Origin of the sequence: Synechococcus sp. LA31 (genome assembly GCF_018502385.1) — a bacterium.
In the GTDB taxonomy this organism is placed as follows: Bacteria; Cyanobacteriota; Cyanobacteriia; order PCC-6307; family Cyanobiaceae; genus Vulcanococcus.
This window is the reverse complement of the sequence record NZ_CP075523.1, coordinates 1,140,511-1,162,555: the sequence shown is the minus strand read 5'-3', so window position 1 is coordinate 1,162,555 and position 22,045 is coordinate 1,140,511. Positions and strand designations below refer to the sequence as shown.

Here is a 22,045-nt window from a genome sequence, read left to right as displayed (position 1 = left end):
GCGCTGTTGGGGTAGGGCGTTTTCAGGTGTTGGTGGCCCAGAGCTTGATTCGGACGCGGCGCACTTGTGGCCCCGAGCGTCAGCACAGCGTTCTTTTGTCGACTGGCTTTGGTGACAAGCAGATCGAGAGCGAGAACGAGCGGCTCGCAGAGCTCAACGCCAAGCTCCGTGCAATCTTGTTCAACTCCGCCATCAACTCGAACCCAACGAATCCAACGCTCAACGAGTCTGAGATGTGATTTCCCTGCTTGAGGAATACGGCGGCTGCGTGATGGCAAGCACCTCGCTTCAGATGCCGTACAGTGTCCGTACGTTTCGTAGCTCGCTGCGTTCCATGGTCGGCGTCACACCTCCGTCTGCCAGGCCGCTGAAGGCGAGCCGCATTGAGTTGAGGGCCAGTCAGGACGATCGGGATCTGCTGGATCGGGCCGCCGCTGCCCTCGGCACCGACCGCAGTTCTTTTTTGCTCAGCCAAGGCCGCCTGGCAGCCCAGCAAGTGCTGGCTGATCGTGAGCACTTTGTTCTCGATGCCGCTGCCCAACAGGAATGGGAGCGGATCAACAGTTGCCCTGCCCGCGTTCTGCCTGGCCTGAAGCGTTTGTTGGAGCGGCCTTCACCCTTTGTGCCGCAGGCATGAGTGGCTACCGGCCGCCGGTGCTGCTGGCGGCCAGCCATCAGCTCGGCGGATTCCAATGCCGCTCCCAGGCGCAAACAGCCTGGCTGGTGGACATGGCCCGGCAGGCCCATGGAACCGGCACCACCAGGGTGTTCGTTGTATCTCCCGTCGATCAGCCAGACGTGGTGGCCTATTACGCCTGGTGCATGGCGAGCGTGGCCATCGCCGATCTGCCTGAGCGGCTGCGCCGCGGTGCCGGCCGCTATCCCCAGCCCGTGGCCTTGCTGGCGCGCCTGGGGGTGGATCAACGCCATGAAGGTCAAGGTCTTGGAGCTGCCCTGCTGGTTGATGTGATCACACGCCTGGCCAGCCTCAGCGATGCCATTGGCTGTCGCGCGTTGCTGGTGCATACCGAATCAGAGCAAGCCCGGAGGTTCTATGAGCATCTGATTCCAGAGTTCCAGCCCTCACCCACGGATCCCCTCCATCTGGTGCTGTTGCTCAAGGACATCCGCCGCACCCTGAAGGCCATCGGCGCTTGATCTGCGATCCATGCCGCTCGCTGCTTCTAAGTGGTGTCCGATGGCACCCCAGCTGCCTGGCTCAGGCCGATGCCTCGCCCCGCAAGCGCTGGCCTTGTGACAGGCGCTTGAGCGTTGTTCTGGCTGCAGGTCGTGAGGGGGCTTTGGGGTTGGGAGCCGTCAGCGGCAGGTGGGCCAGGTCTTGGTTCCGGCGGGTTGCGTTTGCGGATGCGAGGGCAAGCAGCGCCTTGCCTGGCGCTGGTAAGCATGTACTATCAGCAGCTGATTGAGTTGGTCTGGCTACCGCTTGGTTCGATTCGATCGTCAGGGTTGGGTCACGGTTCTCGCCGCCGTCCTTCTCGCTCTGATCACGCTCTATGGCCTCCGGCCGACTGCGTCCACACCGGCTACAGCCATGTCGACCTCCTGGGAGCCGCTTCCTTCGATTGACCGCAACAAGCAGGAGTTCCTTGCATCGCTGCCGCCTTGGCGACGGCCGTAGAACAGCAAGTTGGCATCCGACGGTCGATCTGAAAGTGCAGCGATACGCGATCGAGCAGAGGCTGCTGCAGATGAAGAGCGAGAACGCGCGGCTATCAGAGCTCAACGCCAAGCTCAGTGCAATCTCGTCCAGCTCCGACATCAACTCGAGCCCAGCGAATCCAACGCAGAACAAGTGCGAGATGTGATCTCCCTGTTGGAGGAGTACGGCGGGTTTGCTTGAGGGGTGCGTCGCTGAGGGTGCCTATTTGAGGTCGAGCCAGTCGCGAAGAGCGAGATCCAAGTCGGCCATAGCTGCGGCTTCCAAGCGCCCAACCATGCTGCCGATCGCTGCTGCAGGTACGGTGAATAGCTTGTCTGCCATGAGTTGAGACCGCTTGGGCAGACCATTGCCTGGGCTGGGCGCCACCGCAATGCGTACGAGCGGTGCGTCGATCAGGGTGCTGGTGAGCGGGCAGAGCGTGATGCTGGGGTGTCCGTCGAGCCATCGATTGGCCTGTACCACCACGGCCGGTCTTGGTTTCCCGGAATACACCCCTGGGCTGGCAACGGTCACCACGAGCCCCCGTTCCAGTGGCATCCGTGTCATGAAGTCCAATCAGCCCAGTCGGGCAGCTGTTCGCTCCAATGGTTCGAGCGGCTGTGCTCAGCAATCAAAGCCGACTGCCGCCTGGTTTCATCGCCATCCGCGAAACGGTCCACATACTGCGCAATCGCTTCGCGTACGCAGGCGCTGCGGCTCTTGCCAAGGCTGCGCGCCAGCCTGTCGAGCCGCTGCTCAAGTTCAGGCTCCACTCGCACGCCGATCGCCATCCTTGCTGCAGGTTGAACGTTTTGTTTAACAAACCTAGCCAGGGCCTCGCGTCGATTCAAAGCAGATCGACACCGCTCTCAGAGCCTGCCAGTAACCGCATGCGCTGCACCGTCTCAGCCATGGCGTCTTCTTGGCAGCGCTGCCAGTTAGCTCGCTCAACGTGGGTCGAACAGGCGGCGACCATCGGTTCTCCGGGCTGACCGCCGCGTGAACTGGCTCACGCTTGGGTTGGGCACCAGAGGGTCCACGTGGGCCACTTGTTCCCACAGCTCCCGTGGCGCCCAGCGCACGCTGTGAACCACACGGTCGATCTTGGTGATGTGGCACCAACGGCTCGAGCCGCACTGAGGACAAAACAGCTCCTCCAGCCACTCATTGCTGAGCACCAGCACCGGATAGGCCTCGATCACTAGCTGCGCTTTCTTGTGGCTCATGCCGCGGGCTTTCAGCTCCTCCGGGCTGAGCAGATGCAGGAAATATTTCTTGCCGTTGCCCTCGATCCGCTGCTCAGGATGAGCCGGGCAGAACAGCTCGCGCTTGCGGGAGCGGCCGCCCCGCTGGCGCTTCGGAGTGGCGTGATGTGCGGGTTCGGCTGTCTCGCGTGGACCTTCTGTCATCGCCTGCAGGCTTGCGTTCTCATTAAACCCACCGGTGGATGATGCTCGGCTGTTTAAGTGCATTCCTCCGGAATTCCGTGGTTCCACGGATGCCGGTGCCAGGCCGCTCGCAACAGGCTGGACCCAGTCAGGGCTGGCTACGGTGGTGTTGTTCTATCGGCTGGGATGGCTTACGGCCCTCGCCGCCGTTTTGCTGGCCCTGATCACGCTGTATGGCCTCCGGCCGACTCCGTCTACACCGGTTACAGCCATGTCGACCTCCTGGGAACCGCTTCCATCGATCTACCGCAGCAAGCAGGAGTTCCTTGCATCGCTGCCGCCCTGGCGACGGCTCTTGCAGAAGCTCAACTGGCATCCAACGGTCGACTTGAAAGTGCGGCGATACGCGATCGAGCAGAGGCTGCTGCAGATGCAGAACGAAGACGAGCAGCTGAGGAAAGAAGACGAGCTCAGGAGGAAAGAGGACGAGCGGACGCGGAAAGAAGACGAGCGACTGAAGAAGCTGGACGCGCGTTTCGCCGAGCTCGACGCCAGGCTCAGTGCAATCGTGTCCAGCTCCTCTACCAACTCGAACCAACACCCGCCCACGCACGACAGGTCAGAGGCGTGATCGCCCTGCTTGACGAGTACGGCGAGACTGATTGAGGGCAGCTGCCCACAATGACCCCATGAATCGTGCAGCTGACTGGTTGCATCAGGCCAGAGCTGACCTCTCCCAGGCTCAACTCAGTGCCGATGCTGGCCACCATGAGTGGGCTTGCTTTGCTTGCCATCAAGCGGTTGAGAAGGCCCTCAAGGCGTTGCATCTTCACCACGGCCAACAAAGCTGGGGGCATGGTTTGGGGCGCTGCTTGCGTGACCTACCGCCGCAGGCGTTGGCAGCCCTCGCAGCCCAGGTGACCGATCTCGAAGATCGACTGCGGGTGCTCGACGCTCTCTACATCCCCACGCGCTATCCGGATAGCCTTCCAGAGGGTGCACCCACCGATCATTTCGGCCGGCTGCAAAGTTCGGATGCTCTCAGCCATGCCCGTGCGCTCGTTGACGCAATCGGTTCTGCGATGGCCCAGCCCTGAGCAGGTGCTGCAACAGACCCAACGGTGGGCTGAGGAGCAGCAACGCCAGAACCCCGGCCTCCGCCGGGTTGGTCTGTTTGGCAGCTACAGCCGCGGTACGGCCTCGGTGGGCAGTGATCTCGATCTGCTGCTGATCGACGACCTTGCTGAGGGGCCGCAACATGAGCGGCTCCGTCATTGGCCGCTAGAGCGCCTGCCCTTGAGTTGCGATGCCTTGGTGCTCACCTCGCTGGAATTCGCGCAGCTGATCGGCGGAGAGAGCCGCATGGCTCAGGAGCTCCAAGCCGATCTCCGTTGGTTGTGCTGAGGTGTGGCTTGATCCCGTGGTTTCACGGATGCCGGTGCCAGGCCGCTCGCAGCAGGCTGGACCCAGTCAGAGCTGGCTACGGTGGTGTTCTTCGATCGGCAGGGATGGCTCACGGCCCTCGCCGCCGTCTTGCTGGCCCTGATCACGCTGTTCACCGGTTACAGCCATGTCGACCTCCTGGGAACCGCTTCCATCGATTTACCGCAGCAAGCAGGAGTTCCTTGCATCGCTGCCGCCTTGGCGACGGCTCTTGCAGAAGCTCAACTGGCATCCGACGATCGATCTCGACGTGCAGCTCTACGCGCTGGAGCAAGAGCTCGCGCAGATGAGGGAAGAAGACGAGCGGATGCGGAAAGAAGACGAGCGACTGAAGAAGCTGGACGAGCGTTTCGCCGAGCTCGACGCCAGGCTCAGTGCAATCGTGTCCAGCTCCTCTACCAACTCGAACCCACAGCCGCCCACGCACGACAGGTCAGAGACGTAATCGCCCTGCTTGAGGAGTACGGCGAGAGTGATTGAAGCCTGCCGCCCTGAATCATCCAACTAAGTTTTGGTAATTCATCCGTGAGCTTTGCTGTGCGCAGCACGATTACGTCCCGAGGGCAGACAGTGATTCCGGCCCCGATCCGGGAGAGGTTTTCCCTGGGACCATCGCAGCGGCTGGAGTGGACGGTCGACAGCGATGGATCAATCCGAGTCGTGCCTGTTGACCCCTCTCCCGTGAAGGCCTTTCGTGGCATGGGCAGTGTTTGAGGCTCCACCGAGCGTTTGCTTGCAGAGCGGTTGACAGAGCGTTCTGCCGGTCAGTGATGGGGGCGTTGTTGTTACTGGATACATCGGCCTTGCTCACACTCCGCGACAACGAGCCAGGCGCCGATCGTGTGGAGAGGGCTCTTTCTGGGCCACAGCAGTGTTACGCCTGCTTCCTGACACGAATGGAAGTGCTCTACCGCGTCTGGAAAGACGAAGGGGAATCAGCAGGTCGTTTGGCCTACGAGCAACTCAAGGCGCTGCCCCTTCAGTGGATTGAGGCGTCTGAGCCGCTCTTGGCTGCGGCTGGCGGGATCAAGGCTCGGCAACCGTTGTCTGTGGCCGGTCTTGCTCAGGAGTGGTTGGGATGAGCCGATAGGGTCGGTTCAGGAATGTGTTCCCATGGGCAACCCCGCGCCGCAGCTTGATTTCAACGCCGTTGAAGGTGGCCCGATCGGGGTGCTGATCTGTGGGCATGGCAGCCGCAACCGCCAGGCGGTGGGTGAATTCGCTCAGCTTGCGGAAGGCCTGCGCGTGCTGTTGCCGGGTGTGCCGGTGGAATACGGCTATCTGGAGTTCGCGCGGCCGATCCTGCGCGATGGGCTCGACAGCCTGCGGGCCCAGGGCGTGAAGCGGGTGTTGGCGGTGCCCGGGATGCTGTTCGCGGCTGGCCATGCCAAGAACGACATCCCCTCCGTGCTCAATACCTATGCGGCGGAAACCGGCCTGCGGATTGATTACGGCCGTGAGCTGGGTGTCGACCTGAGCATGATCCAGGCGGCCGGCGCCCGCATCCGCGAAGCCCTGGATGCGTCAGAGAGCGCCGCTGCCTCCCGTGGGGAGGAGCCGGTGCCCCTCAGCGACACGTTGCTGGTGGTGGTGGGGAGAGGCTCATCCGATCCCGATGCCAACTCCAACGTGGCCAAGGTGGCGCGGATGTTGGTGGAGGGCTTCGGCTTTGGCTGGGGCGAAACCGTGTATTCGGGCGTCACCTTCCCCTTGGTGGAGCCGGGCCTGCGCCATGCCGTGAAACTCGGCTTCCGCCGCATCGTGATGTTCCCCTACTTCCTCTTTTCGGGGGTGTTGGTGAGCCGCATCCGCCAGCACACCCAGCTGGTGGCGGCCGACCACCCGGAGCTGGAGTTTGTCGACGCGAGCTACCTGGGGGATCACCCGCTCGTGCTCAACACCTTCCTGGAGCGCGTGCAGGAGGTTGTACGCGGCGAGACCCAGATGAACTGCTCCCTCTGCAAATACCGCGCCCAGGTGCTCGGCTTTGAAACCGAGGTGGGCGCCCCCCAACAGAGCCATCACCACCACGTGGAAGGCCTGGTGGAAGCCTGCACCCTCTGCGAGCTCGAGTGCACCGGGGCTTGTCAGCCCGATGGCATCCCGATCCCGCTCGGGCACCACAGCCATGACCACGCGCACGGTCATTCCCACGATCACGCCCACGACCACAGCCATGCGCATGACCACGGCCACACCCATGCGCCCTATCCCCATGCCGACCACCCGCTGGGGCCGCGCACGCTTTACAAACCGCGGCAGAAACCGGAAGAAAAGCCTGGGGTTTGAGCGATTCATCCGTCTCGGTTACGGGCGGGTCTCGCAAGACCCGATCTCATAAGCCCTGCTGATCATTGGCGGCATTCCCCGGGATTGGCTTGATTTCCACAGGTAGCCCCGCTGTTTTCCCCAGCGCATCGGCTTTGAGCCTCGCGGGCAGGGTTTTCTGGGGATTGCGCCAATTGGTTCAGGCACTGCTTGACAGGGTTGCCCCCGCAGCTAACTGCAGCAAGGTCGTGCCCCAGCTCTTGGTGTTGAGGGCCGGATTGCCAGGCTGTCTCGCTGGGTCTCGTGGTGGTTTTGAGCTGGATGCATCGCTTTGACGCAGACCGCCTCGGTGTGGATTGATAGCTCCACCAATGGATGGAGATCGCTTGGAGCCCGAGCAGCAGGTGCAATTGGATCAGCGCGATCACCTCAGCCGCTGCCTGGAGCAAGACGACGCCACCACTGCGGCTCGCATCAGCCTCGAGGCGGAGGTGCCCGAAGCCCTGTTTGATGGCATGCGGGCGTTCCTCTCCAGCCGTCCGGAGTGGGATCAATACCGCGTGATCACGTCAGCTTTGGCCGGTTTCCTGTTTCAGAACGGCTGCAGTGATCGCTGCGTGGCCCAGCACTATCTCAATGGCTTGTTCATGAAGCCCGGCGAGTGATCGGGGCCTGATCAACGCGCGCTAAAAACAAACAGAAAAAAGCGGGAGTGCCGAGCTCCCGCCTGGTGTTTCTCCCTTGCCCGACCCGTTGAAAGGTCGCCTGCATAGTGTGCGGGTCATCGCCAACGCTGGATGTGGTGGTTGACACCAAATCAGCCTCTGCGTCAGCTAAAGCTCACCGCGTTTGAGTGAGGCGGCGGCGTGGCTGCAGGCCCGCCAGCTCAACGCCATGCTCGTGAGTGTGGGGCTCTGCCAGCCGGCGCTGGGCCAGGCGCTGCCGTCGCAGACGAGCAGGTTGGGCGTGCGCCAGAGCTGGTTCCAGGGGTTCAGCACCCCGTGGGCTTCGCTGGCGCCCATCGGCGCACCGCCGAGCTCATGGATGTAGTAGCCCGGCGGCGCAGCCCCGGGGGCCATGGCGAGGCTCCCCTGCACCAGCGGTTCCACCAACGGCATCACAAACAGATCCGCCAGGGGGGCGATCTGGCCCCCGCCGCTGGCGACGACAGCCCGCATGCGCTCTTGCATGTGCTGCACCATGCGCTGCTCGTTGTCGCTCCAGCGGCAGGCGATGTGGGCGATGGGGATGCCCCAAGCATCACAGCGTTCGCTGTGGAGGCTGACGCGGTTACCCGCTTGGCTGAGCACCTCGCCGTGCCCGATCAGGAAGCCCACCGCCGCCTGGCGATTGCGCTTGAGCAACGCCGGCGGGTCAAAGCGCTGGATGCCGCACCAGAGGCCATAGCCACGCTGGAAGGGGCGTTGTTCGAGGGTGTTGGGGATGAAGCAGCTGCCGGCCCCAGAGAGCTCTGTCGCCCCAGGCGAGGGCTGCTCGGGCAGTGCAAAGAAGCAGCTGGCTGATACGTGATCCATCAGCCCCTGCCCGAGCAGACCGCTGACGTCTTCCAGGCCCCCCACCTGCTGGGAGTGCAGCAGCAGCCGCAGGCTCTCGATCGTGGAGGCGCTGAGCACCACCAGGGGGGCTTCGCTCAAGTGGCGTTGGCGGCTGCGGCCATGGATCCACTCCACCCCGCGGGCTCGTCCACTGCGGGGTTCGACCAGCACGTGGCTGACCACCGCTTCGCTTTGCAGCTGCACCCGGCCGGTGGCCAGGGCCGCCTTGAGGGCGCCGCCCTGGGAGCAGGAGCGCGGCCAGGGGCCGTCGGTGGGTCGGCGCAGCGCAAAACCGCGCGAGGGGATCAAGGGGAGATCCAGATCGCGGCGGATGCAGCGCTGCAGGTGCTCCTCGGCGGGTGTGAGTGGTAGCGCTGGGTTGGGGGCGCCGCTGGGATCGGGCAGCTGCGGCAAGCCGTCGGCCCGGCCGTGGATCTGCAGCAGCGCCTCCAGCCGCTCGTAATACGGCGCTAGATCGGCGTGGCGGATCGGCCAGCTGCGGCCATGCCCATCGCGCTCAGCCGCTGCGAACTCGCTGTCGGAGAGCCGCAGGGTGATGCCGCCCCAGGTGAGGCTTTTTCCCCCCACCTGTCGGCCGCGGGTCCAGAGAAACGGCTGCCCGTCAGGGGTGCTGTAAGGGTTCTCCCATTCGTTCACATAGAGATCGGGGTTGGCCTTCCAGTAGCCGGGGTGCTGCGCCGCCAGCGTTTGGCGGCCACTGCTCAAGGCGGCCAGCCGCTTGAGGCTGTTCAGCGGCTCGCTACCGAAAGCCCGCGGAGCGCTGAGCTCCGGGCCCGCCTCCAGCATCAGCACCTTCAGGCCTGCTTCGGCCAGGGCCAGGGCAGCGACGCCGCCGCAGGCACCGGAGCCCACCACGATCGCGTCGGCCATCAGGAGGGGGTCACGTTGCGCTCGTGGGTAACGCTCGCCAGCAGGGTGCGCAGCGCCAGGAGACCATCCCCGATCAGATCAATACTCAGCCACACCAGTGCCGCCGTGAGGATCAGCGGATGGGTGCTGGCGACCTTGTCGGCGGCCATGACCGCCGCGCTGGGTGGGGGCGTGCTGGTCATCGAGCTCCTGCAGTGAGGGATGCGGTGATCAAACCATCAAAAAGCCCCGGCCGATCTCGCGATGGCCGGGGCTCTTGGTTTGGTGGCGGGGGGCGGATTTGAACCACCGACCTTCGGGTTATGAGCCCGACGAGCTACCAGACTGCTCTACCCCGCGGCGACCTCAAAAGCATACACCGCAGGGTGTCTTGGCGACTTGCGTCCAGGGCGAACGTCAGCATGGGGGCCTCCAACGCAGGCCGCACCGCGGCCTTGATCCTGCTGATGGCGTTGCGTCTGCTCCTTGACAGTGCTGATCCTCACGCCTGGGCTGAGTGGCTGCCCACGGGTTTGTTTCGCGGTGTCACCACCAACCCCACGCTGCTGCGCCGCGCCGCCCAGCCCTGCCGCCTCGACCATCTCGCTGCGCTTTCAGCCCATGCCCTCGATCTTGGCGCCCAGGAGCTGCATCTGCAGGCTTGGGGCGCGGATCTGTTTGCTTGCGGACGCGATCTGGCTCAACTGGCGCCTGGCCGCATCTGGGTGAAGCTGCCGATCACCCGAGCAGGGGCTGCCGCCGCTCGCGCCTTGATCGCCGAGGGCTGGCCGGTGACCTTCACCGCCTGCTACGAACCCGCCCAGGTGTTGCTGGCCTCCGCCCTCGGCGCTGATTACATCGCCCCCTACCTCGGCCGCATCGGCGATCTCGGCCGTGATGGCCACGCCGAACTCAGGCAAATGCAGCGGATCGTGGCCAGCTTGGGCCCAGCCGCACCACACCGCCAGCCCCTGCGGCTCCTGGTGGCAAGCCTCCGCTCCCCGGACGATCTCGCTCGCCTAGCTGCTGAAGGACTCAACACGTTCACCATCAGCCCTGAGATCGCAGCCGCTCTGTTTGCCGTGGAGCCCACGCTCGCCGCCGCTGCCCAATTCGAACGCGATGCCCTGGGGGCTTGATCGGGTCTCGGTGGGGGGGCTGAAGGTTTGGTTTCGAGCTGTCCAGCTCCGGATATCCATGGATATCCAGAGCTGGACAGTGCCCCATGAGCAATCCAGATCGGCCCTTGAGAGCAGCTCCGGATCAGGCCAAGCACCAAGGAAAGGACACAGGACGATCGGGTTAGGGCTAACAGCCCCTCAGCGGCCGTTGTCGAAGCGCAGTTCGCCGCTCACTTCGAGCTTCACGCCTTCATTGGGGTGGAGGAACTGCTGGCCTAGCTCCTCGAGCGTCATCGGAGTGAGCCATTCCAGTTGCTGCATCAGGTGCAGGGCCACAGCGTGTTTGGCGCGGCTGGCGCCGTCTTCCACCTTGATGGCTAGGCCCAGGCCTTCACCCACGCGGCTGAGGCACTGGATGCCTTCGGCGCCGCCTTTGCTCAGCACCTGGCCGTGGCCGCTGCGCATCACCACGGTGTCGAAGCGGCCTTCACCGGCCACTAACTCGGGGTTGGCAAGCATCGCCCGGCTGAGGCGCTCCATCTCGGGCTGCTCGCTGGCGGCGAGGTGAGCAAACAGCAGCGCCATCTGCGAGAGCTGCAGCTGCAGGGTGGGGGCCCCGCAATCGTCGCGGGCGGCTAGGAGTTCAGCAGCGGGCATGCCGAGGAGTTCGCCCACACGTTTGAGCACTTGCTGCTGCAGCGGGTGATCGAGCTGGAGGTAGCTCTCCAGCGGCCACTGCATGCGTTTGCAGGTGGCCAGGAAGGCAGCGTGTTTGCCCGAACAGTTGTGCTCCAGAGGGCTCTGGCGGCCCTTCGGTGTGGGGCACTGGAGCTGCTCGCTCTCTAGATCCGATTTCCACAGGATCTTGAAGGCTTCGCGGGCCTGCTCGGCTTCACCCGCATGGGAGGCACAAGCGATAGCCAGGGCACGGTCATCGTGGTTGCCCTGGTCGGCAGCACCGCTGCTCACAAACACCTGGGCTTGGAAAGGTTTGAGCGCCGAGCGGATGAAACTGAGCTGCTGCGGGTCGCCGGCGCGCATCAGCACACGGCCGCGTTGGTCGCACACCACCGCATGCACCCGGTGCAGCGATTCATGGATGGAATTGCGGGTGAGCCGCACCTCGAGGGGCGGCACGCTGGGGCGTCCGCTGGTTCCGAAGCTGCTTGAGAAGCTCATGCAGGGCTCAGGCCCGATCGCTCACAGAGCCTGACAGAGGCTGGTCCCCACCAGCATCAACGCCGCGATGATGGCCATCGCTTGCTGCAGCCGCCAGAGCACGGGTTTCACCTCGTGATTGGCCACCAGCAGATCCTGTTGCCGCCATTCCACCGGCTTTTCCCACACCTGGCCGTCGTACCAGCCAGATTCCTCGTATTCCACCGAGGTGGCGATCAGGCGGCGCTGCAAGTTCGTCCAGCCCAGCCATTGCCGCACGAGCAGCAGCAAGGGCACCACCAGACCCGCTACCGCGCCAGCGACCACCAGCCGCGGCAAATTGTGGCGCAGAGGCACGCTGCCGCTGGCCACGAGCATCGTGAGCGGCAGCAGGATCAGCCAGGCACGAATCAGCGGTGTGGCCAGACCTCGGTCGCCGTTATGGGGCCACACAAAAAACCAGCTGGCCTGCAGCTCTTTGTATTGCTCCAGCGGCCGCTGCTCCCGCGGCACCGGGCACACGATTGAGCTGAGGTCGCTGCTGCCGGCCATGGGGGCCCGGCCTCAGGCCGGTGGTGCTTGATCTGACCCTAGATAGGTCTCCTTCTCGCCGTGACCCCAGAACGACTCGAGGTCGTAGTAGCTGCGCTCATCCGGCGTGAGGGCGTGCACGATCACTTCGCCGTAATCGAGCAGAACCCAGCGGCCCTCTTTCTGACCCTCTTTGCGTAGGGGCAGGCGGCCGCCACTTTCCTCCTCGATTTTGTCTTCCACCGAGCGGGCGATGGCACGCACCTGCACATCGGAGAAGCCGGTGGCGATCACAAACCAATCAGCAATCGAGGAGATCTCCTCCACCCGCAGCAGCACGATGTCGCCCGCTTTGCGGTCGTCACAGGCTTCAGCGGCCAGCAGCGCCAGCTGGTGGCTGTCGTCAAGGTTGAGCCGCGGGCGGCTGGGGTCGGGACTGGGCTTTTCGGGGCTTACGGCCTCAGCCATACACGTTCTCGCTGCTCACGGATTGACGGGACCCCTGTTGCTGAGCCATCTCGGCGCGGGCCTTGCCAGCACTCTTGCGCAGCGCCTCGAGGCGGTCTTCGTAGAAGCCGCGCTTTTTCTTCTTGCGGGTCTGCTCCACCAGCTCCTTGAGGGCGCCGCCCAGGCTCTTATAGGCATTGGGCAGGCTGTAACCGAAGCGGCAGGCCAGGTCGATGGCGCGCTCATCGGCCGCAATCGCGTCTTGAAGGCGTTTCTCGGAGTTGTTTTTCAGGTAGAGGCGATAGCCGGCAAAGCCAGAGAGGCCCAGGGCCATCAGCAGCAAGAGGCCGTCTTGCACCCACAGCTCACCGATGGCGCCGCCCAGGCCGATCGCCAGCGCGGCCATTTCCCAGCCGTCGCGGGGCACGGCATCGTTCTGGACGCGGCCCACCTCGTGCCAAAAGAGCAGGTTGCGGTGATCGATCGCCAGCGCATCCCACTTCTGCAGATCCAGCTGGATCTCCACCTCATCGCGGCCGATCTCCTCGATGGTGATCAGCGGTGGGTCAGCTGAAGCAGCGGCTTCGACAAACACCCAGCTCTGCATCTCGGGGGGCAGCAGCCCCTTCAGGCGCTGGAGTTCGCTCATGAAGACGTCACCTCAGATTTGAAATCAACAGTAGCCACCTCCCGTGAGAGGGTAGGTGGGTTTGGCTGCCGGACAACCTCCCATGCCCCGTCGCACGGATTTGCGTCGCATCCTGCTTCTGGGTTCGGGCCCGATTGTGATCGGCCAGGCCTGTGAATTTGATTACTCGGGCACTCAGGCTTGTAAGGCCTTGCGGGCCGAGGGGTTTGAGGTGGTGCTGGTGAACAGCAACCCCGCCTCGATCATGACCGATCCGGATATGGCGGATCGCACCTACATCGAGCCGCTCACCCCGGATGTGGTGCGGCGGGTGATCGAGCTGGAGCGCCCCGATGCGCTGCTGCCCACCATGGGCGGCCAGACCGCTCTCAACTTGGCGGTAGCCCTGGCCAAAGACGGCACGCTGGAGCAGTACGGCGTGGAGCTGATCGGCGCCAACCTGCAGGCGATCGAAAAGGCCGAAGACCGCGACCTGTTCAAGCAGGCGATGGAGCGCATCGGCGTGGCCGTCTGCCCCTCCGGCATCGCCACCACCCTCGAGGAAGCGGAGGTGGTGGGTGAGCAGATCGGCAGCTACCCCCGCATCATTCGCCCCGCCTTCACCCTGGGCGGCAGCGGCGGCGGCATCGCCTACAACCCCGAGGAATTCCGCGCCATCTGCCTGAGCGGCCTCGATGCCAGCCCGGTGAATCAGATCCTGATCGAGCAGTCGCTGCTCGGTTGGAAGGAGTTCGAACTGGAGGTGATGCGCGACACCGCCGACAACGTGGTGATCGTCTGCTCGATCGAGAACCTCGATCCGATGGGCGTGCACACCGGTGACTCGATCACGGTGGCCCCCTCCCAAACCCTCACCGACCGCGAATACCAGCGCCTGCGCGATCAGGCGATCGCGATCATCCGTGAGATCGGCGTGGATACCGGCGGCAGCAACATTCAGTTCGCGATCAATCCCGCCAACGGCGATGTGATCGTGATCGAGATGAACCCGCGCGTGTCGCGTTCTTCGGCGCTGGCCTCCAAGGCCACGGGCTTCCCGATCGCCAAGATCGCCGCACGCCTGGCCGTGGGCTACACCCTCGACGAGATCCTCAACGACATCACGGGCAAGACACCGGCCTGCTTCGAGCCCACCATTGATTACGTGGTCACCAAGGTGCCGCGCTTCGCCTTTGAAAAATTCCGCGGCAGCCCGGCGGTGCTCACCACGGCGATGAAGTCGGTGGGTGAGGCGATGGCGATCGGTCGCAATTTCGAGGAGTCGTTCCAGAAGGCGCTGCGCTCCCTGGAAACCGGCCACGCCGGCTGGGGCTGCGACCGGCCCGATCCCACCCCCGAGCGCTCCAGCCTTGATCGCGAGCTGCGCACTCCCGCGCCCGATCGCATCTTTGCGGTGCGCACGGCGATGGTGAACGGCTACTGCGATGCCGATATTCACCGCATCTCCTCGATTGATCCTTGGTTCCTGGCCAAGCTGCGCCGGATCATCGAAACCGAACAGCGGCTGCTTCAAGGCCGCCAGCTGGGGGATCTCGATGCTGAGGCGCTGCTGCAGCTCAAGCAGTTGGGCTTCTCTGATCGTCAGATCGCCTGGGCCACAGGTTGCAAAGAGCTCGAGGTGCGCAACCAGCGCCAGCGCCTGGGGGTGAACGCGGTGTTCAAAACCGTGGACACCTGCGCTGCCGAATTCGCCTCCACCACCCCGTATCACTACGCCACCTATGAGCGGCCGATGGAGCGGCTGACAGGTGACGGCTCGCTGGAGCTGATCGCTCCCGAAAGCGAGGTGCAGCCCGAAACCCGCCGCAAGGTGATGATCCTGGGCGGTGGTCCCAACCGCATCGGCCAGGGCATCGAGTTCGACTACTGCTGCGTGCACGCCTCGTTTGCGCTGCAGGCCGAGGGTTTCGCCACGGTGATGGTGAACTCCAACCCCGAAACGGTGTCGACCGATTACGACACCTCCGATCGCCTCTATTTCGAGCCGCTCACCTTTGAAGACGTGCTCAACGTGATCGAGGCCGAAAAGCCCGAAGGCGTGATCGTGCAGTTCGGCGGCCAGACGCCGCTCAAGCTGGCAATCCCGCTGCTGCGTTGGCTCGAATCCCCCGCCGGCCAGGCCACCGGCACCCGCATCTGGGGCACCTCGCCCGAATCGATCGACACGGCGGAAGATCGCGAACAGTTTGAGGCGATCCTGCGCAAGCTCGACATCCGCCAGCCCCGCAATGGCCTGGCCCGCAGCGAAGCTGAAGCGCGCGTGATCGCCGAGCGCGTGGGCTATCCCGTGGTGGTGCGCCCGAGCTATGTGCTCGGCGGCCGTGCCATGGAGGTGGTGTACGGCGAGGAGGAGCTCAATCGCTACATGGTGGAAGCGGTGAACGTGGAGCCCGATCACCCCGTGTTGATCGACCAGTACCTGGAAAACGCCACCGAGGTGGATGTGGATGCCCTCTGCGATGCCACCGGCCGCGTGGTGATCGGCGGCCTGATGGAGCACATCGAGCCCGCCGGTGTGCATTCCGGTGATTCCGCCTGCGCCCTGCCGGCGGTGAGCCTGGAGCAGGAGGCCCTGGCCACGATTCGCCAGTGGAGTGAAGCGCTGGCCTTGGCGCTCAACGTGAACGGCCTGATCAACCTGCAGTTCGCCGTGAAGGACGGCCTCGTGTTCATCATCGAAGCCAACCCGCGTGCTTCTCGCACCGTGCCATTTGTGGCCAAGGCCACCGGCGCTCCGCTGGCCAAGATCGCCAGCCGGATCATGGCGGGCCAAACCCTCGAGCAGATCGGCCTGACGTCCGAACCGGTGCCGCCGTTGCAGGCGGTGAAGGAAGCGGTGCTGCCGTTCAAGCGCTTCCCCGGCGCTGATTCGCTGCTCGGCCCTGAGATGCGCAGCACGGGTGAAGTGATGGGAACGGCCACCAGCTTCGGCCTGGCTTACGCCAAGGCCGAACTCGGCGCGAGTGAAGCGCTGCCCGCCAGTGGCACGGTGTTTCTCTCCACCCACGACCGCGACAAACCCGCCCTGTTGCCCGTGGCCCAGCGCCTGGCTCAGATGGGCTTCCGCCTGGTGGCCACTGAAGGCACCGCCCGCTGGCTTTCTGATGCAGGCCTCAGCGTGGAACCGGTGCTCAAGGTGCATGAAGGCCGGCCCAACATTGAAGATGCGATCCGCTCTGGCGAGATCCAACTGGTGATCAACACACCGGTTGGACGGCAAGCGGCCCATGACGACCGCTACCTCCGCCGCGCCGCCATCGATTACGCCGTCACCACCGTGACCACACTCGCTGGTGCCCGCGCTGCCGTCGAAGCGATCGAAGCCCTACAAGGCCAGGAGATGCAGGTGCGCGCCCTGCAGGACATTCATGCCTGATGGGGCGGCGGCAGCCGAGCTCAAACCCGTAGCCTGAAGCCACTTGCCTGGCTGCCGTGACCGTTGCCCCTAGCCCCGTTGTGATCACCGCCGGTAGCGATTGCACCGCCGCCTTCCGCGGCGCCTACGAGAACCGCTACACCTGGGAGCCTGGCTTCGGCGGTTACAGCGGCCGTTGCGTCTGGGAGCAGGACGACCAGCGCGTGCAGGGCACCTTCAAGGTGGGCGCTGATCTGAAGGCCCAGGTGGAGGGCATCGACAACGAGGAGATCCACAAAGCCATCGCCTCCCAGCTCTGGGAGGTGTGCATCCACCGCGTGCGCCGCAGCTTTGAGCAAACCCACGGCGACAACACCTTCACCGCTGGCGACACCGATGCCGTGGGCACCGAGGTGATCGTGGGCGGCAAGAACGCTGGTGACCGCTATCGCATCAACAACAACGTGGTGACGATGGTGCACCGCCACATCCACGGCACGGTGGTCACGATCTTCACCGAAAGCACCACCGATACCGGTCGCGGCTACCTCAGCCACGGCTACACCAGCCAGTACGCCGATCCCGCCACTGGAGCCGCCCGCGGCGGCAAAAGCACCTTCACCGACACCTTTGTGCCCCTCGCTGGCGATGGCCCCTGGGTGCTGAGTGAGCGTGTGGTGGAGACCGAAGCCTTCGGCGACACTCCCGCTGGCCGTCAGGTGTTCCGTTTTGAGGATCTCAAGGCCAACGGTTGAGTCGGGCGCCACAATGCCCTGATGCTTTCCCTCTGGCTTGGTGCTTACGACCAGGGCCTGGCTTATGCCGGCCTGGCATTGGGCACTTATCTCACCCTTCGCGTTCTCAACTTCCCTGATCTCACAGTGGATGGCTCCTTTGCCCTCGGGGGTGGTGCCGCCGCTGTGCTGATCAGCCAGGGGGTGCCAGTGCCCTTGGCATTGGTGGTGGCGATTGTGTGTGGCTGCCTGGCCGGCACGGTGACCGGTTTGATTCACACCCGCCTGGGTGTGAACGATCTCTTTGCAGGCATCCTCACCACCACTGCGCTTTATTCGATCACCCTGCGCCTGATGGGGCGCTCCAATATTCCGTTGCCTTTCACGCCTGAAGGGGTCTTGCGTCTGCCAGACCTCGGCCTTGGGATTGACGGGCGCTGGGCTGTTGCGCTCACCCTCGCGATGTTGGGGTTGGTGTTGTTGATGAGCTTGTTGCTCAGCACGGATTTCGGTCTGTCGCTGCGGGCTTTGGGCAATAACGCCACCATGGCCCGCGCCAATGGCATTAACCAGGCGCGAGGTCTCACCATTGGGATTGCAGCCGCCAATGGTTTGGTGGCGCTGGCTGGTGCTCTGGTGGCGATCTACCAGGGTTTTGCTGACGTCACCATGGGCATCGGCTCACTCGTGCTTGGCCTCGGCATGGTGATCATTGGCCAGTCGGTGCTGAGGCCGCGTTCGGTGCCGAAAGCCCTCCTGGCCGTCGCCATTGGTGCGATCTTGTTTCGCACGCTCATCGCCATTGCCTTGCAGATGGGGCTCGAGCCCGTCGACCTGAAACTGGCAACGGCTTTGTTGCTCCTGGCTGCGTTGAGCTTTGGGCATCTGCGTCTGCCTGGTTTGTCAACGGCGGGGCCTGCTCAAGCGGCGCTCTCCCAGCCGGACGGAGACGCCTGATGACGCTGATCGTCGACCAGTTGGCCTGGGGCCATCCATTGCCTGGATCAGCTTGGCGTCAACTGTTCAGCAATTTCAGCCTGAGCTGCAGCCAAGGCCAGTTTGTGGTGGTGATCGGTAGCAATGGGTCGGGTAAATCAACCCTGCTCAACCTGGTGGCAGGCACGCTCAAGCAGCAGGGCGGCACCATTGAGTTGGAGGGCAGGCCGCTCCACAACCTGCGGGATTATCAGCGCGCTCGCATGATTGGTCGGGTGATGCAAAACCCGCTCGAGGGCACCTGTCCGGGGTTGAGTGTGGCCGAAAACCTGCGTCTGGCAGAGCGGCGTCACCGGCCCGCCACCTGGTGGCACGACGGCTTCTCGATTCATCCCAATGGTGCGGATCGTCGCCGCTACCGCGCCTTGCTCGCGGATCTCGGCTTGCCGCTGGCCGATCGCTTGGATGAGCCGGTGGGGCAGCTCTCGGGCGGGCAGCGCCAAACCCTCAGTTTGGTGATGGCCACGCTGAGCTCTCCGGATCTACTGCTGCTCGATGAACACACCGCAGCGCTTGATCCCAGGGCGGAAGCCACGGTGATGGCGCTGACAGAGCGTTTGATCCGTCAATTGGGCACCACCGCTTTGATGGTCACCCATAGCCTTGAGCAAGCTCTTGGCCATGGTGATCGCCTGGTGATGTTGCACCAAGGTCGCTTGATCGGCGACTGGAATGCAGCCGAACGCGCTGAGCTCAACCCCAATTCCTTGCGCGCCATGTATGGCACGGCCTAAGTTGCGGGCCACAAGCCCTTGACGCATGGCCCTTCAGCGACGTGAATTTCTCACCCTGATGGGCGGAGGTGTCGTGAGCACCGTGGCCTTATCGGCATGTGGCAAGTTTGGTGGAACGGCCAAAGTGGATGGCCCCACCATCGGCATGTTGCAAATGGTGGATGCCCCGCCGCCGAACGAAACCCGTAAGGGCTTTGAGGCGGCGCTGGCTGAGGCTGGTTATGTCTCCGGTCAATCGGTGAATTACATCCAAAAGGATGCTGCCGGTGAACTGCCCAACACCAACTTGGTGATGAAGCAGTTTGTGGGTGAGAAAGCCGACATGATCCTTGCGGTGGGTACGCCGCCCCTGCAGGCCGCGATGCGGGAGGTGCCAGAAACCACCCCTGTGATCTTCTGCTACTGCTCCAACCCCTGGGGAGCCGGTGCCGGTACCCCGCCCGGTGGCGTTGGCCAACATCGCCCCAATGTGGTGGGCACCATCGGCACCAATCCGGTGGGCCAAGAGCTGGATTTGGCCAGGCAAGTTAATCCACAGCTCAAAACGGTGGGCTTGATCTTCAACCCCGGCGAACCCAATGCCTCCTATGAGGCCAAGATCCTCAAGGAGGAAGCAGCCAAGCGCAACATCACGGTGGAGGAGCAGTCGGTGGCCAATTCCGGCGAGGTGCTCCAGGCGGCCCAGGTGCTGGCGGCTAAGAAGGTCGAGGCCTTTGTGAAAATCGGTGATTACGCCACGATCCAGGGCTTTGGCTCGATTGCCCGGGTTGGCTTGGAGAACAAAATCCCGGTGTATTCCGTGGATGCCTCTGATATCGATCTGCCGGGTTGTCTGGCCACGATTGGTTGGTCGTATTACGACGATGGCTACGCCGCTGGTCAACTGGCGGTGCGGGTTCTGAAGGGCGAATCACCGGCAACCATGCCCTTTGAACCGCTCACCAAAACTGACTTGCTGGTGAACCTGGCTACGGCCAAAGCCATCGGCGTCACCATTCCCGAGGCCGTGATCAAAGACGCCAAAGAGGTGCGCAGCTAGGCCTCGAGGTTGCAGCTCAGCGCCAGCTCAAACGGCACGCAGCTGTTGGGGAGCTCCAGCAGCTGCGCGGTGAGCGAAGCGATGTCGCCTGGTTGGCTCATCGCTTCAAGAGGCATGGCGTTCACGGCGGCGGCCATGTCGGTGTTCACCCAGCTGGGGCAGATGGCTGTAACGCGGATGCCCTGCGCCCAGCCTTCGTTGCGCATGGTTTGGCAGAGCCCCATCAGCGCAAATTTGCTGGCGGTGTAACCAGCTAAACGCCCCTTTGAGCGTTTGCCACTCATCGACACCAGCACCATCACTCTCCCTGCGCCATGGGCGGCCAGATGGGGCCAGGCGGCACGGGTGAGCCACCAGGGCCCCATCACATTCACGTCCCAAAGCTGCTGAATTTCCTGCTCTTGGCCGGGTTCAAACAGCAGGGAAACCCGAGAAAACACACCGGCGCTGTGCACGACGGAGTCGATTGCACCGAACTGGCTCACGGTTGCCGCCACCCAGGTTTCGGCCGCGGCAGGGTCTTCGGCGTTGTAGGGGTGCAGCATCAGGCGCGGCTGGCCTTCCTCATCCACGCCGGCGTGAGCTGGATCCAGGGGCGTGCCGCTGAGGGCATCTGGGTTGCGCACACCCAGGCTGAGCCGATGGCCATCCGCCAAAAGCCGCTCGGCGATGGCGCGGCCGATGCCACGGCTGGCGCCACTGATCAAGATCGTGCGCGGCATCAGTTCGGCATGGTGACGAACTCTTCCGCCACGGTGGGGTGCAACGCCATGGTGCGATCAAAATCGGCCTTGGTGGCGCCCATGCCGATGGCAATCGCGGCCATTTGAATGATCTCGGCGGCGTGCTCGCCCACCATGTGGCAGCCCACCACCTTGCCGCTCTCGCTCTCCACCACCAGCTTGAGCAGCACTTTGGGATCACGGGCCGGCAGGGCCTGGCTCATGGGCCGGAAGCGGGCGCGATGCACCTTCACCCCACCGGTCCCGAAGCGCTCGATCGCCGCTTCCTCGGTGAGGCCTACCCCTGAGAGCTCAGGCTGGGAGAACACGGCGCTGGCCACCAGCTCGTGATCCACCTGGCGGGGTTTGTGTCCCCAGATCGTGTCGGCCAGGGCGCGGCCTTCATCCACGGCAACGGGCGTGAGGTTGACCCGATCGGTCACATCGCCCACGGCGTAGATGTGGGGCACGTTGGTGGTTTGGTCAGCGGTCACCGCGATGCGGTGGCCTTCGATCGCCACGCCAGCCGCCTCCAGGTTGAGCCCCTGCAGAAACGGGCGCCGGCCGGTGGCCAGCAGCACGCCGTTGCATGGCAGCTGTTCACCGCTTTGGCTGATCACGCAGAGATGGCCCGGGCTGCCCTCGATCGCAGCGGGGCTGTGGGCGAAGCGGATCTCGATGCCATCGGCTTCCATCGCCTCTTGCACGGCGCGGCTGGATTCGCGATCGAAGCCGCGCAAGAGGTGATCGCCGCGCACCAGCTGGGTCACCTGCACGCCGAGGCCGTTGAGGATGCAGGCAAATTCGCAGGCGATGAAGCCGGCGCCCACCACCACCACACGCTCCGGTAGGCGTTCGAGGTTGAACAGGTCATCGCTGATCCAACCCAGCTCGGCGCCGGGGATGGTGGGGCGATGGGGGCGGCCGCCCACGGCGATGAGGATGCGCTCGCCGCGGAGGCGTTGCTGTTCGCTGCCGTTCTGATCCACCACGCTCACGCTGTGGGCATCGGCGAAGCGTCCCCAGCCGCGCATCAGCTCCACGCCGGCTTTCTCCAGAAAACCGATGTGCAGCTGGTTGAGCCGATCCACCTCGGCGCGCACACGCTGCAGCAGCTCAGCGCTGTTGTGGGACACATCTCCCACGCTCCAGCCGTAGCTGGCGGCGTCGTGGAGGTGATGGCGCATGGCCGAGCCGTACACCATCAATTTTTTGGGCACGCAGCCGCGAATCACGCAGGTGCCGCCCACCCGATCCCCTTCCACAATCGCCACCCGGGCGCCATAACTGGCGGCGCGCTTGGCCGCGGCGAGGCCACCAGAGCCGGCGCCGATCACCACCAAGTCGAAATGCTCACTCATGCGAGAAGGCGGC

General features: G+C 64.1%; 27 protein-coding genes and 1 tRNA gene. 16 read left to right on the top strand and 12 right to left on the bottom strand.

The window, feature by feature from the left end:
* The first annotated feature begins 388 nt into the window (after positions 1-388).
* Positions 389-637, top strand: a complete 249-nt coding sequence (locus tag KJJ24_RS06265; protein WP_250544960.1) for a DUF1778 domain-containing protein — start codon at positions 389-391, stop codon at positions 635-637.
* Positions 634-1,158 carry a GNAT family N-acetyltransferase gene (locus tag KJJ24_RS06260; protein ID WP_214342571.1) on the top strand — a complete coding sequence of 175 codons (525 nt, stop codon included), beginning with the start codon at positions 634-636 and terminating at the stop codon, positions 1,156-1,158. Before KJJ24_RS06265 ends, KJJ24_RS06260 begins: the two co-directional genes overlap by 4 nt.
* 724 nt (positions 1,159-1,882) lie before the next feature.
* Here KJJ24_RS06260 and KJJ24_RS06255 read toward each other — a convergent pair.
* The 3 genes from KJJ24_RS06255 to KJJ24_RS06245 all read right to left on the bottom strand — a co-directional run bounded on the left by KJJ24_RS06255 (position 1,883) and on the right by KJJ24_RS06245 (position 3,069).
* Entirely contained in the window at positions 1,883-2,227 is a 345-nt protein-coding gene (locus KJJ24_RS06255; protein WP_250544959.1) for a type II toxin-antitoxin system PemK/MazF family toxin, read from the bottom strand.
* Entirely contained in the window at positions 2,224-2,451 is a 228-nt protein-coding gene (locus KJJ24_RS06250; protein ID WP_214342568.1) for a ribbon-helix-helix protein, CopG family, read from the bottom strand. The genes KJJ24_RS06255 and KJJ24_RS06250 overlap by 4 nt, the downstream gene beginning before the upstream one ends.
* A gap of 156 nt (positions 2,452-2,607) precedes the next feature.
* Entirely contained in the window at positions 2,608-3,069 is a 462-nt protein-coding gene (locus KJJ24_RS06245; RefSeq protein WP_214342565.1) for a hypothetical protein, read from the bottom strand.
* A gap of 142 nt (positions 3,070-3,211) precedes the next feature.
* On the opposite strand from KJJ24_RS06245, the gene KJJ24_RS06240 reads away from it, so the two are divergent.
* The 8 genes from KJJ24_RS06240 (at position 3,212) to KJJ24_RS06205 (ending at position 7,424) form a co-directional block, all read left to right on the top strand.
* Positions 3,212-3,679, top strand: coding sequence for a hypothetical protein (locus KJJ24_RS06240; RefSeq protein ID WP_214342563.1), 468 nt, complete (start codon positions 3,212-3,214; stop codon positions 3,677-3,679).
* 58 nt (positions 3,680-3,737) lie between these two features.
* The gene (locus tag KJJ24_RS06235) at positions 3,738-4,145 is read left to right on the top strand and encodes a HEPN domain-containing protein (protein ID WP_214342560.1); all 408 of its coding nucleotides are present in this window, start codon (positions 3,738-3,740) and stop codon (positions 4,143-4,145) included.
* A complete protein-coding gene (locus tag KJJ24_RS06230; protein ID WP_250545004.1) occupies positions 4,102-4,452 on the top strand; it encodes a nucleotidyltransferase domain-containing protein in 351 nt (116 codons plus the stop codon). Before KJJ24_RS06235 ends, KJJ24_RS06230 begins: the two co-directional genes overlap by 44 nt.
* 166 nt (positions 4,453-4,618) lie before the next feature.
* Entirely contained in the window at positions 4,619-4,936 is a 318-nt protein-coding gene (locus KJJ24_RS06225) for a hypothetical protein (protein ID WP_214342554.1), read from the top strand.
* Between the two features lie 80 nt (positions 4,937-5,016).
* Complete coding sequence (locus KJJ24_RS06220) at positions 5,017-5,205, top strand: AbrB/MazE/SpoVT family DNA-binding domain-containing protein (protein ID WP_371811786.1); 189 nt, start codon at positions 5,017-5,019, stop codon at positions 5,203-5,205.
* Positions 5,206-5,261: 56 nt separating this feature from the next.
* Entirely contained in the window at positions 5,262-5,573 is a 312-nt protein-coding gene (locus KJJ24_RS06215; protein ID WP_214342551.1) for a PIN domain-containing protein, read from the top strand.
* A 31-nt stretch (positions 5,574-5,604) separates the two neighbouring features.
* Positions 5,605-6,780 carry a sirohydrochlorin chelatase gene (locus tag KJJ24_RS06210; protein WP_214342547.1) on the top strand — a complete coding sequence of 392 codons (1,176 nt, stop codon included), beginning with the start codon at positions 5,605-5,607 and terminating at the stop codon, positions 6,778-6,780.
* A gap of 350 nt (positions 6,781-7,130) precedes the next feature.
* Complete coding sequence (locus tag KJJ24_RS06205) at positions 7,131-7,424, top strand: DUF2811 domain-containing protein (protein ID WP_214342544.1); 294 nt, start codon at positions 7,131-7,133, stop codon at positions 7,422-7,424.
* Between the two features lie 168 nt (positions 7,425-7,592).
* On the opposite strand, the gene KJJ24_RS06200 is transcribed toward KJJ24_RS06205, so the two are convergent.
* From KJJ24_RS06200 to KJJ24_RS06190, 3 genes are all read right to left on the bottom strand, one after another.
* Positions 7,593-9,206: a GMC oxidoreductase gene (locus KJJ24_RS06200; protein WP_214342541.1), complete on the bottom strand. Its 1,614-nt coding sequence runs from the start codon at positions 9,204-9,206 to the stop codon at positions 7,593-7,595.
* Positions 9,206-9,388 (bottom strand): hypothetical protein, encoded by a 183-nt coding sequence (locus tag KJJ24_RS06195; RefSeq protein WP_214342539.1) that lies wholly within the window; start codon positions 9,386-9,388, stop codon positions 9,206-9,208. Before KJJ24_RS06195 ends, KJJ24_RS06200 begins: the two co-directional genes overlap by 1 nt.
* An 80-nt stretch (positions 9,389-9,468) precedes the next feature.
* A tRNA-Met gene (locus KJJ24_RS06190) sits at positions 9,469-9,545 on the bottom strand.
* 62 nt (positions 9,546-9,607) lie between these two features.
* Between KJJ24_RS06190 and KJJ24_RS06185 the strand changes: the two genes are divergently transcribed.
* A complete protein-coding gene (locus KJJ24_RS06185) occupies positions 9,608-10,324 on the top strand; it encodes a transaldolase family protein (protein WP_250544958.1) in 717 nt (238 codons plus the stop codon).
* Between the two features lie 180 nt (positions 10,325-10,504).
* On the opposite strand, the gene KJJ24_RS06180 is transcribed toward KJJ24_RS06185, so the two are convergent.
* Genes KJJ24_RS06180 through KJJ24_RS06165 form a run of 4 tightly spaced genes read right to left on the bottom strand, consistent with a single transcriptional unit; the run spans position 10,505 to position 13,091 of the window.
* Positions 10,505-11,485 carry an asparaginase gene (locus KJJ24_RS06180; RefSeq protein WP_214342537.1) on the bottom strand — a complete coding sequence of 327 codons (981 nt, stop codon included), beginning with the start codon at positions 11,483-11,485 and terminating at the stop codon, positions 10,505-10,507.
* Between the two features lie 21 nt (positions 11,486-11,506).
* Positions 11,507-12,016 carry a CGLD27 family protein gene (locus KJJ24_RS06175; protein WP_214342535.1) on the bottom strand — a complete coding sequence of 170 codons (510 nt, stop codon included), beginning with the start codon at positions 12,014-12,016 and terminating at the stop codon, positions 11,507-11,509.
* 12 nt (positions 12,017-12,028) lie between these two features.
* Positions 12,029-12,463, bottom strand: a complete 435-nt coding sequence (gene rsfS / locus KJJ24_RS06170) for a ribosome silencing factor (RefSeq protein WP_250544957.1) — start codon at positions 12,461-12,463, stop codon at positions 12,029-12,031.
* The gene (locus KJJ24_RS06165) at positions 12,456-13,091 is read right to left on the bottom strand and encodes a DUF3318 domain-containing protein (RefSeq protein WP_214342533.1); all 636 of its coding nucleotides are present in this window, start codon (positions 13,089-13,091) and stop codon (positions 12,456-12,458) included. Before KJJ24_RS06165 ends, rsfS begins: the two co-directional genes overlap by 8 nt.
* An 82-nt stretch (positions 13,092-13,173) precedes the next feature.
* Between KJJ24_RS06165 and carB the strand changes: the two genes are divergently transcribed.
* The 5 genes from carB to KJJ24_RS06140 are packed head-to-tail and all read left to right on the top strand — an operon-like array spanning position 13,174 to position 19,949.
* Positions 13,174-16,467 carry a carbamoyl-phosphate synthase large subunit gene (gene carB, locus KJJ24_RS06160; RefSeq protein ID WP_214342531.1) on the top strand — a complete coding sequence of 1,098 codons (3,294 nt, stop codon included), beginning with the start codon at positions 13,174-13,176 and terminating at the stop codon, positions 16,465-16,467.
* 56 nt (positions 16,468-16,523) lie between these two features.
* Positions 16,524-17,201, top strand: coding sequence for a DUF3386 domain-containing protein (locus tag KJJ24_RS06155; protein ID WP_214342518.1), 678 nt, complete (start codon positions 16,524-16,526; stop codon positions 17,199-17,201).
* A gap of 21 nt (positions 17,202-17,222) precedes the next feature.
* Complete coding sequence (locus KJJ24_RS06150; protein WP_214342515.1) at positions 17,223-18,137, top strand: ABC transporter permease; 915 nt, start codon at positions 17,223-17,225, stop codon at positions 18,135-18,137.
* Positions 18,137-18,910 (top strand): ABC transporter ATP-binding protein, encoded by a 774-nt coding sequence (locus tag KJJ24_RS06145; RefSeq protein ID WP_214342513.1) that lies wholly within the window; start codon positions 18,137-18,139, stop codon positions 18,908-18,910. The genes KJJ24_RS06150 and KJJ24_RS06145 overlap by 1 nt, the downstream gene beginning before the upstream one ends.
* A gap of 25 nt (positions 18,911-18,935) precedes the next feature.
* Positions 18,936-19,949, top strand: a complete 1,014-nt coding sequence (locus tag KJJ24_RS06140) for an ABC transporter substrate-binding protein (RefSeq protein WP_214342512.1) — start codon at positions 18,936-18,938, stop codon at positions 19,947-19,949.
* Here the strand turns inward: KJJ24_RS06140 and KJJ24_RS06135 are convergent.
* On the bottom strand, positions 19,946-20,671 hold the full coding sequence (locus KJJ24_RS06135; RefSeq protein WP_214342510.1) for an SDR family NAD(P)-dependent oxidoreductase: 726 nt from the start codon (positions 20,669-20,671) through the stop codon (positions 19,946-19,948). The two genes, KJJ24_RS06140 and KJJ24_RS06135, sit on opposite strands and share 4 nt — an antisense overlap.
* Positions 20,671-22,032, bottom strand: a complete 1,362-nt coding sequence (gene gorA, locus KJJ24_RS06130) for a glutathione-disulfide reductase (RefSeq protein WP_214342508.1) — start codon at positions 22,030-22,032, stop codon at positions 20,671-20,673. The genes KJJ24_RS06135 and gorA overlap by 1 nt, the downstream gene beginning before the upstream one ends.
* Positions 22,033-22,045: the final 13 nt, after the last annotated feature.

Coding starts and splice junctions, on each gene's coding strand:
- KJJ24_RS06255 (WP_250544959.1), bottom strand. CDS start 2,227: ATGACACGGATGCCACTGGAACGGGGGCTCGTGGTGACCGTTGCCAGC.
- KJJ24_RS06175 (WP_214342535.1), bottom strand. CDS start 12,016: ATGGCCGGCAGCAGCGACCTCAGCTCAATCGTGTGCCCGGTGCCGCGG.
- KJJ24_RS06215 (WP_214342551.1), top strand. CDS start 5,262: ATGGGGGCGTTGTTGTTACTGGATACATCGGCCTTGCTCACACTCCGC.
- carB (WP_214342531.1), top strand. CDS start 13,174: ATGCCCCGTCGCACGGATTTGCGTCGCATCCTGCTTCTGGGTTCGGGC.
- KJJ24_RS06235 (WP_214342560.1), top strand. CDS start 3,738: ATGAATCGTGCAGCTGACTGGTTGCATCAGGCCAGAGCTGACCTCTCC.
- KJJ24_RS06195 (WP_214342539.1), bottom strand. CDS start 9,388: ATGACCAGCACGCCCCCACCCAGCGCGGCGGTCATGGCCGCCGACAAG.
- KJJ24_RS06250 (WP_214342568.1), bottom strand. CDS start 2,451: ATGGCGATCGGCGTGCGAGTGGAGCCTGAACTTGAGCAGCGGCTCGAC.
- KJJ24_RS06210 (WP_214342547.1), top strand. CDS start 5,605: ATGGGCAACCCCGCGCCGCAGCTTGATTTCAACGCCGTTGAAGGTGGC.
- KJJ24_RS06205 (WP_214342544.1), top strand. CDS start 7,131: ATGGATGGAGATCGCTTGGAGCCCGAGCAGCAGGTGCAATTGGATCAG.
- KJJ24_RS06260 (WP_214342571.1), top strand. CDS start 634: ATGAGTGGCTACCGGCCGCCGGTGCTGCTGGCGGCCAGCCATCAGCTC.
- KJJ24_RS06150 (WP_214342515.1), top strand. CDS start 17,223: ATGCTTTCCCTCTGGCTTGGTGCTTACGACCAGGGCCTGGCTTATGCC.
- KJJ24_RS06135 (WP_214342510.1), bottom strand. CDS start 20,671: ATGCCGCGCACGATCTTGATCAGTGGCGCCAGCCGTGGCATCGGCCGC.
- KJJ24_RS06185 (WP_250544958.1), top strand. CDS start 9,608: ATGGGGGCCTCCAACGCAGGCCGCACCGCGGCCTTGATCCTGCTGATG.
- KJJ24_RS06165 (WP_214342533.1), bottom strand. CDS start 13,091: ATGAGCGAACTCCAGCGCCTGAAGGGGCTGCTGCCCCCCGAGATGCAG.
- KJJ24_RS06140 (WP_214342512.1), top strand. CDS start 18,936: ATGGCCCTTCAGCGACGTGAATTTCTCACCCTGATGGGCGGAGGTGTC.
- KJJ24_RS06200 (WP_214342541.1), bottom strand. CDS start 9,206: ATGGCCGACGCGATCGTGGTGGGCTCCGGTGCCTGCGGCGGCGTCGCT.
- KJJ24_RS06225 (WP_214342554.1), top strand. CDS start 4,619: ATGTCGACCTCCTGGGAACCGCTTCCATCGATTTACCGCAGCAAGCAG.
- rsfS (WP_250544957.1), bottom strand. CDS start 12,463: ATGGCTGAGGCCGTAAGCCCCGAAAAGCCCAGTCCCGACCCCAGCCGC.
- KJJ24_RS06245 (WP_214342565.1), bottom strand. CDS start 3,069: ATGACAGAAGGTCCACGCGAGACAGCCGAACCCGCACATCACGCCACT.
- KJJ24_RS06145 (WP_214342513.1), top strand. CDS start 18,137: ATGACGCTGATCGTCGACCAGTTGGCCTGGGGCCATCCATTGCCTGGA.
- KJJ24_RS06180 (WP_214342537.1), bottom strand. CDS start 11,485: ATGAGCTTCTCAAGCAGCTTCGGAACCAGCGGACGCCCCAGCGTGCCG.
- gorA (WP_214342508.1), bottom strand. CDS start 22,032: ATGAGTGAGCATTTCGACTTGGTGGTGATCGGCGCCGGCTCTGGTGGC.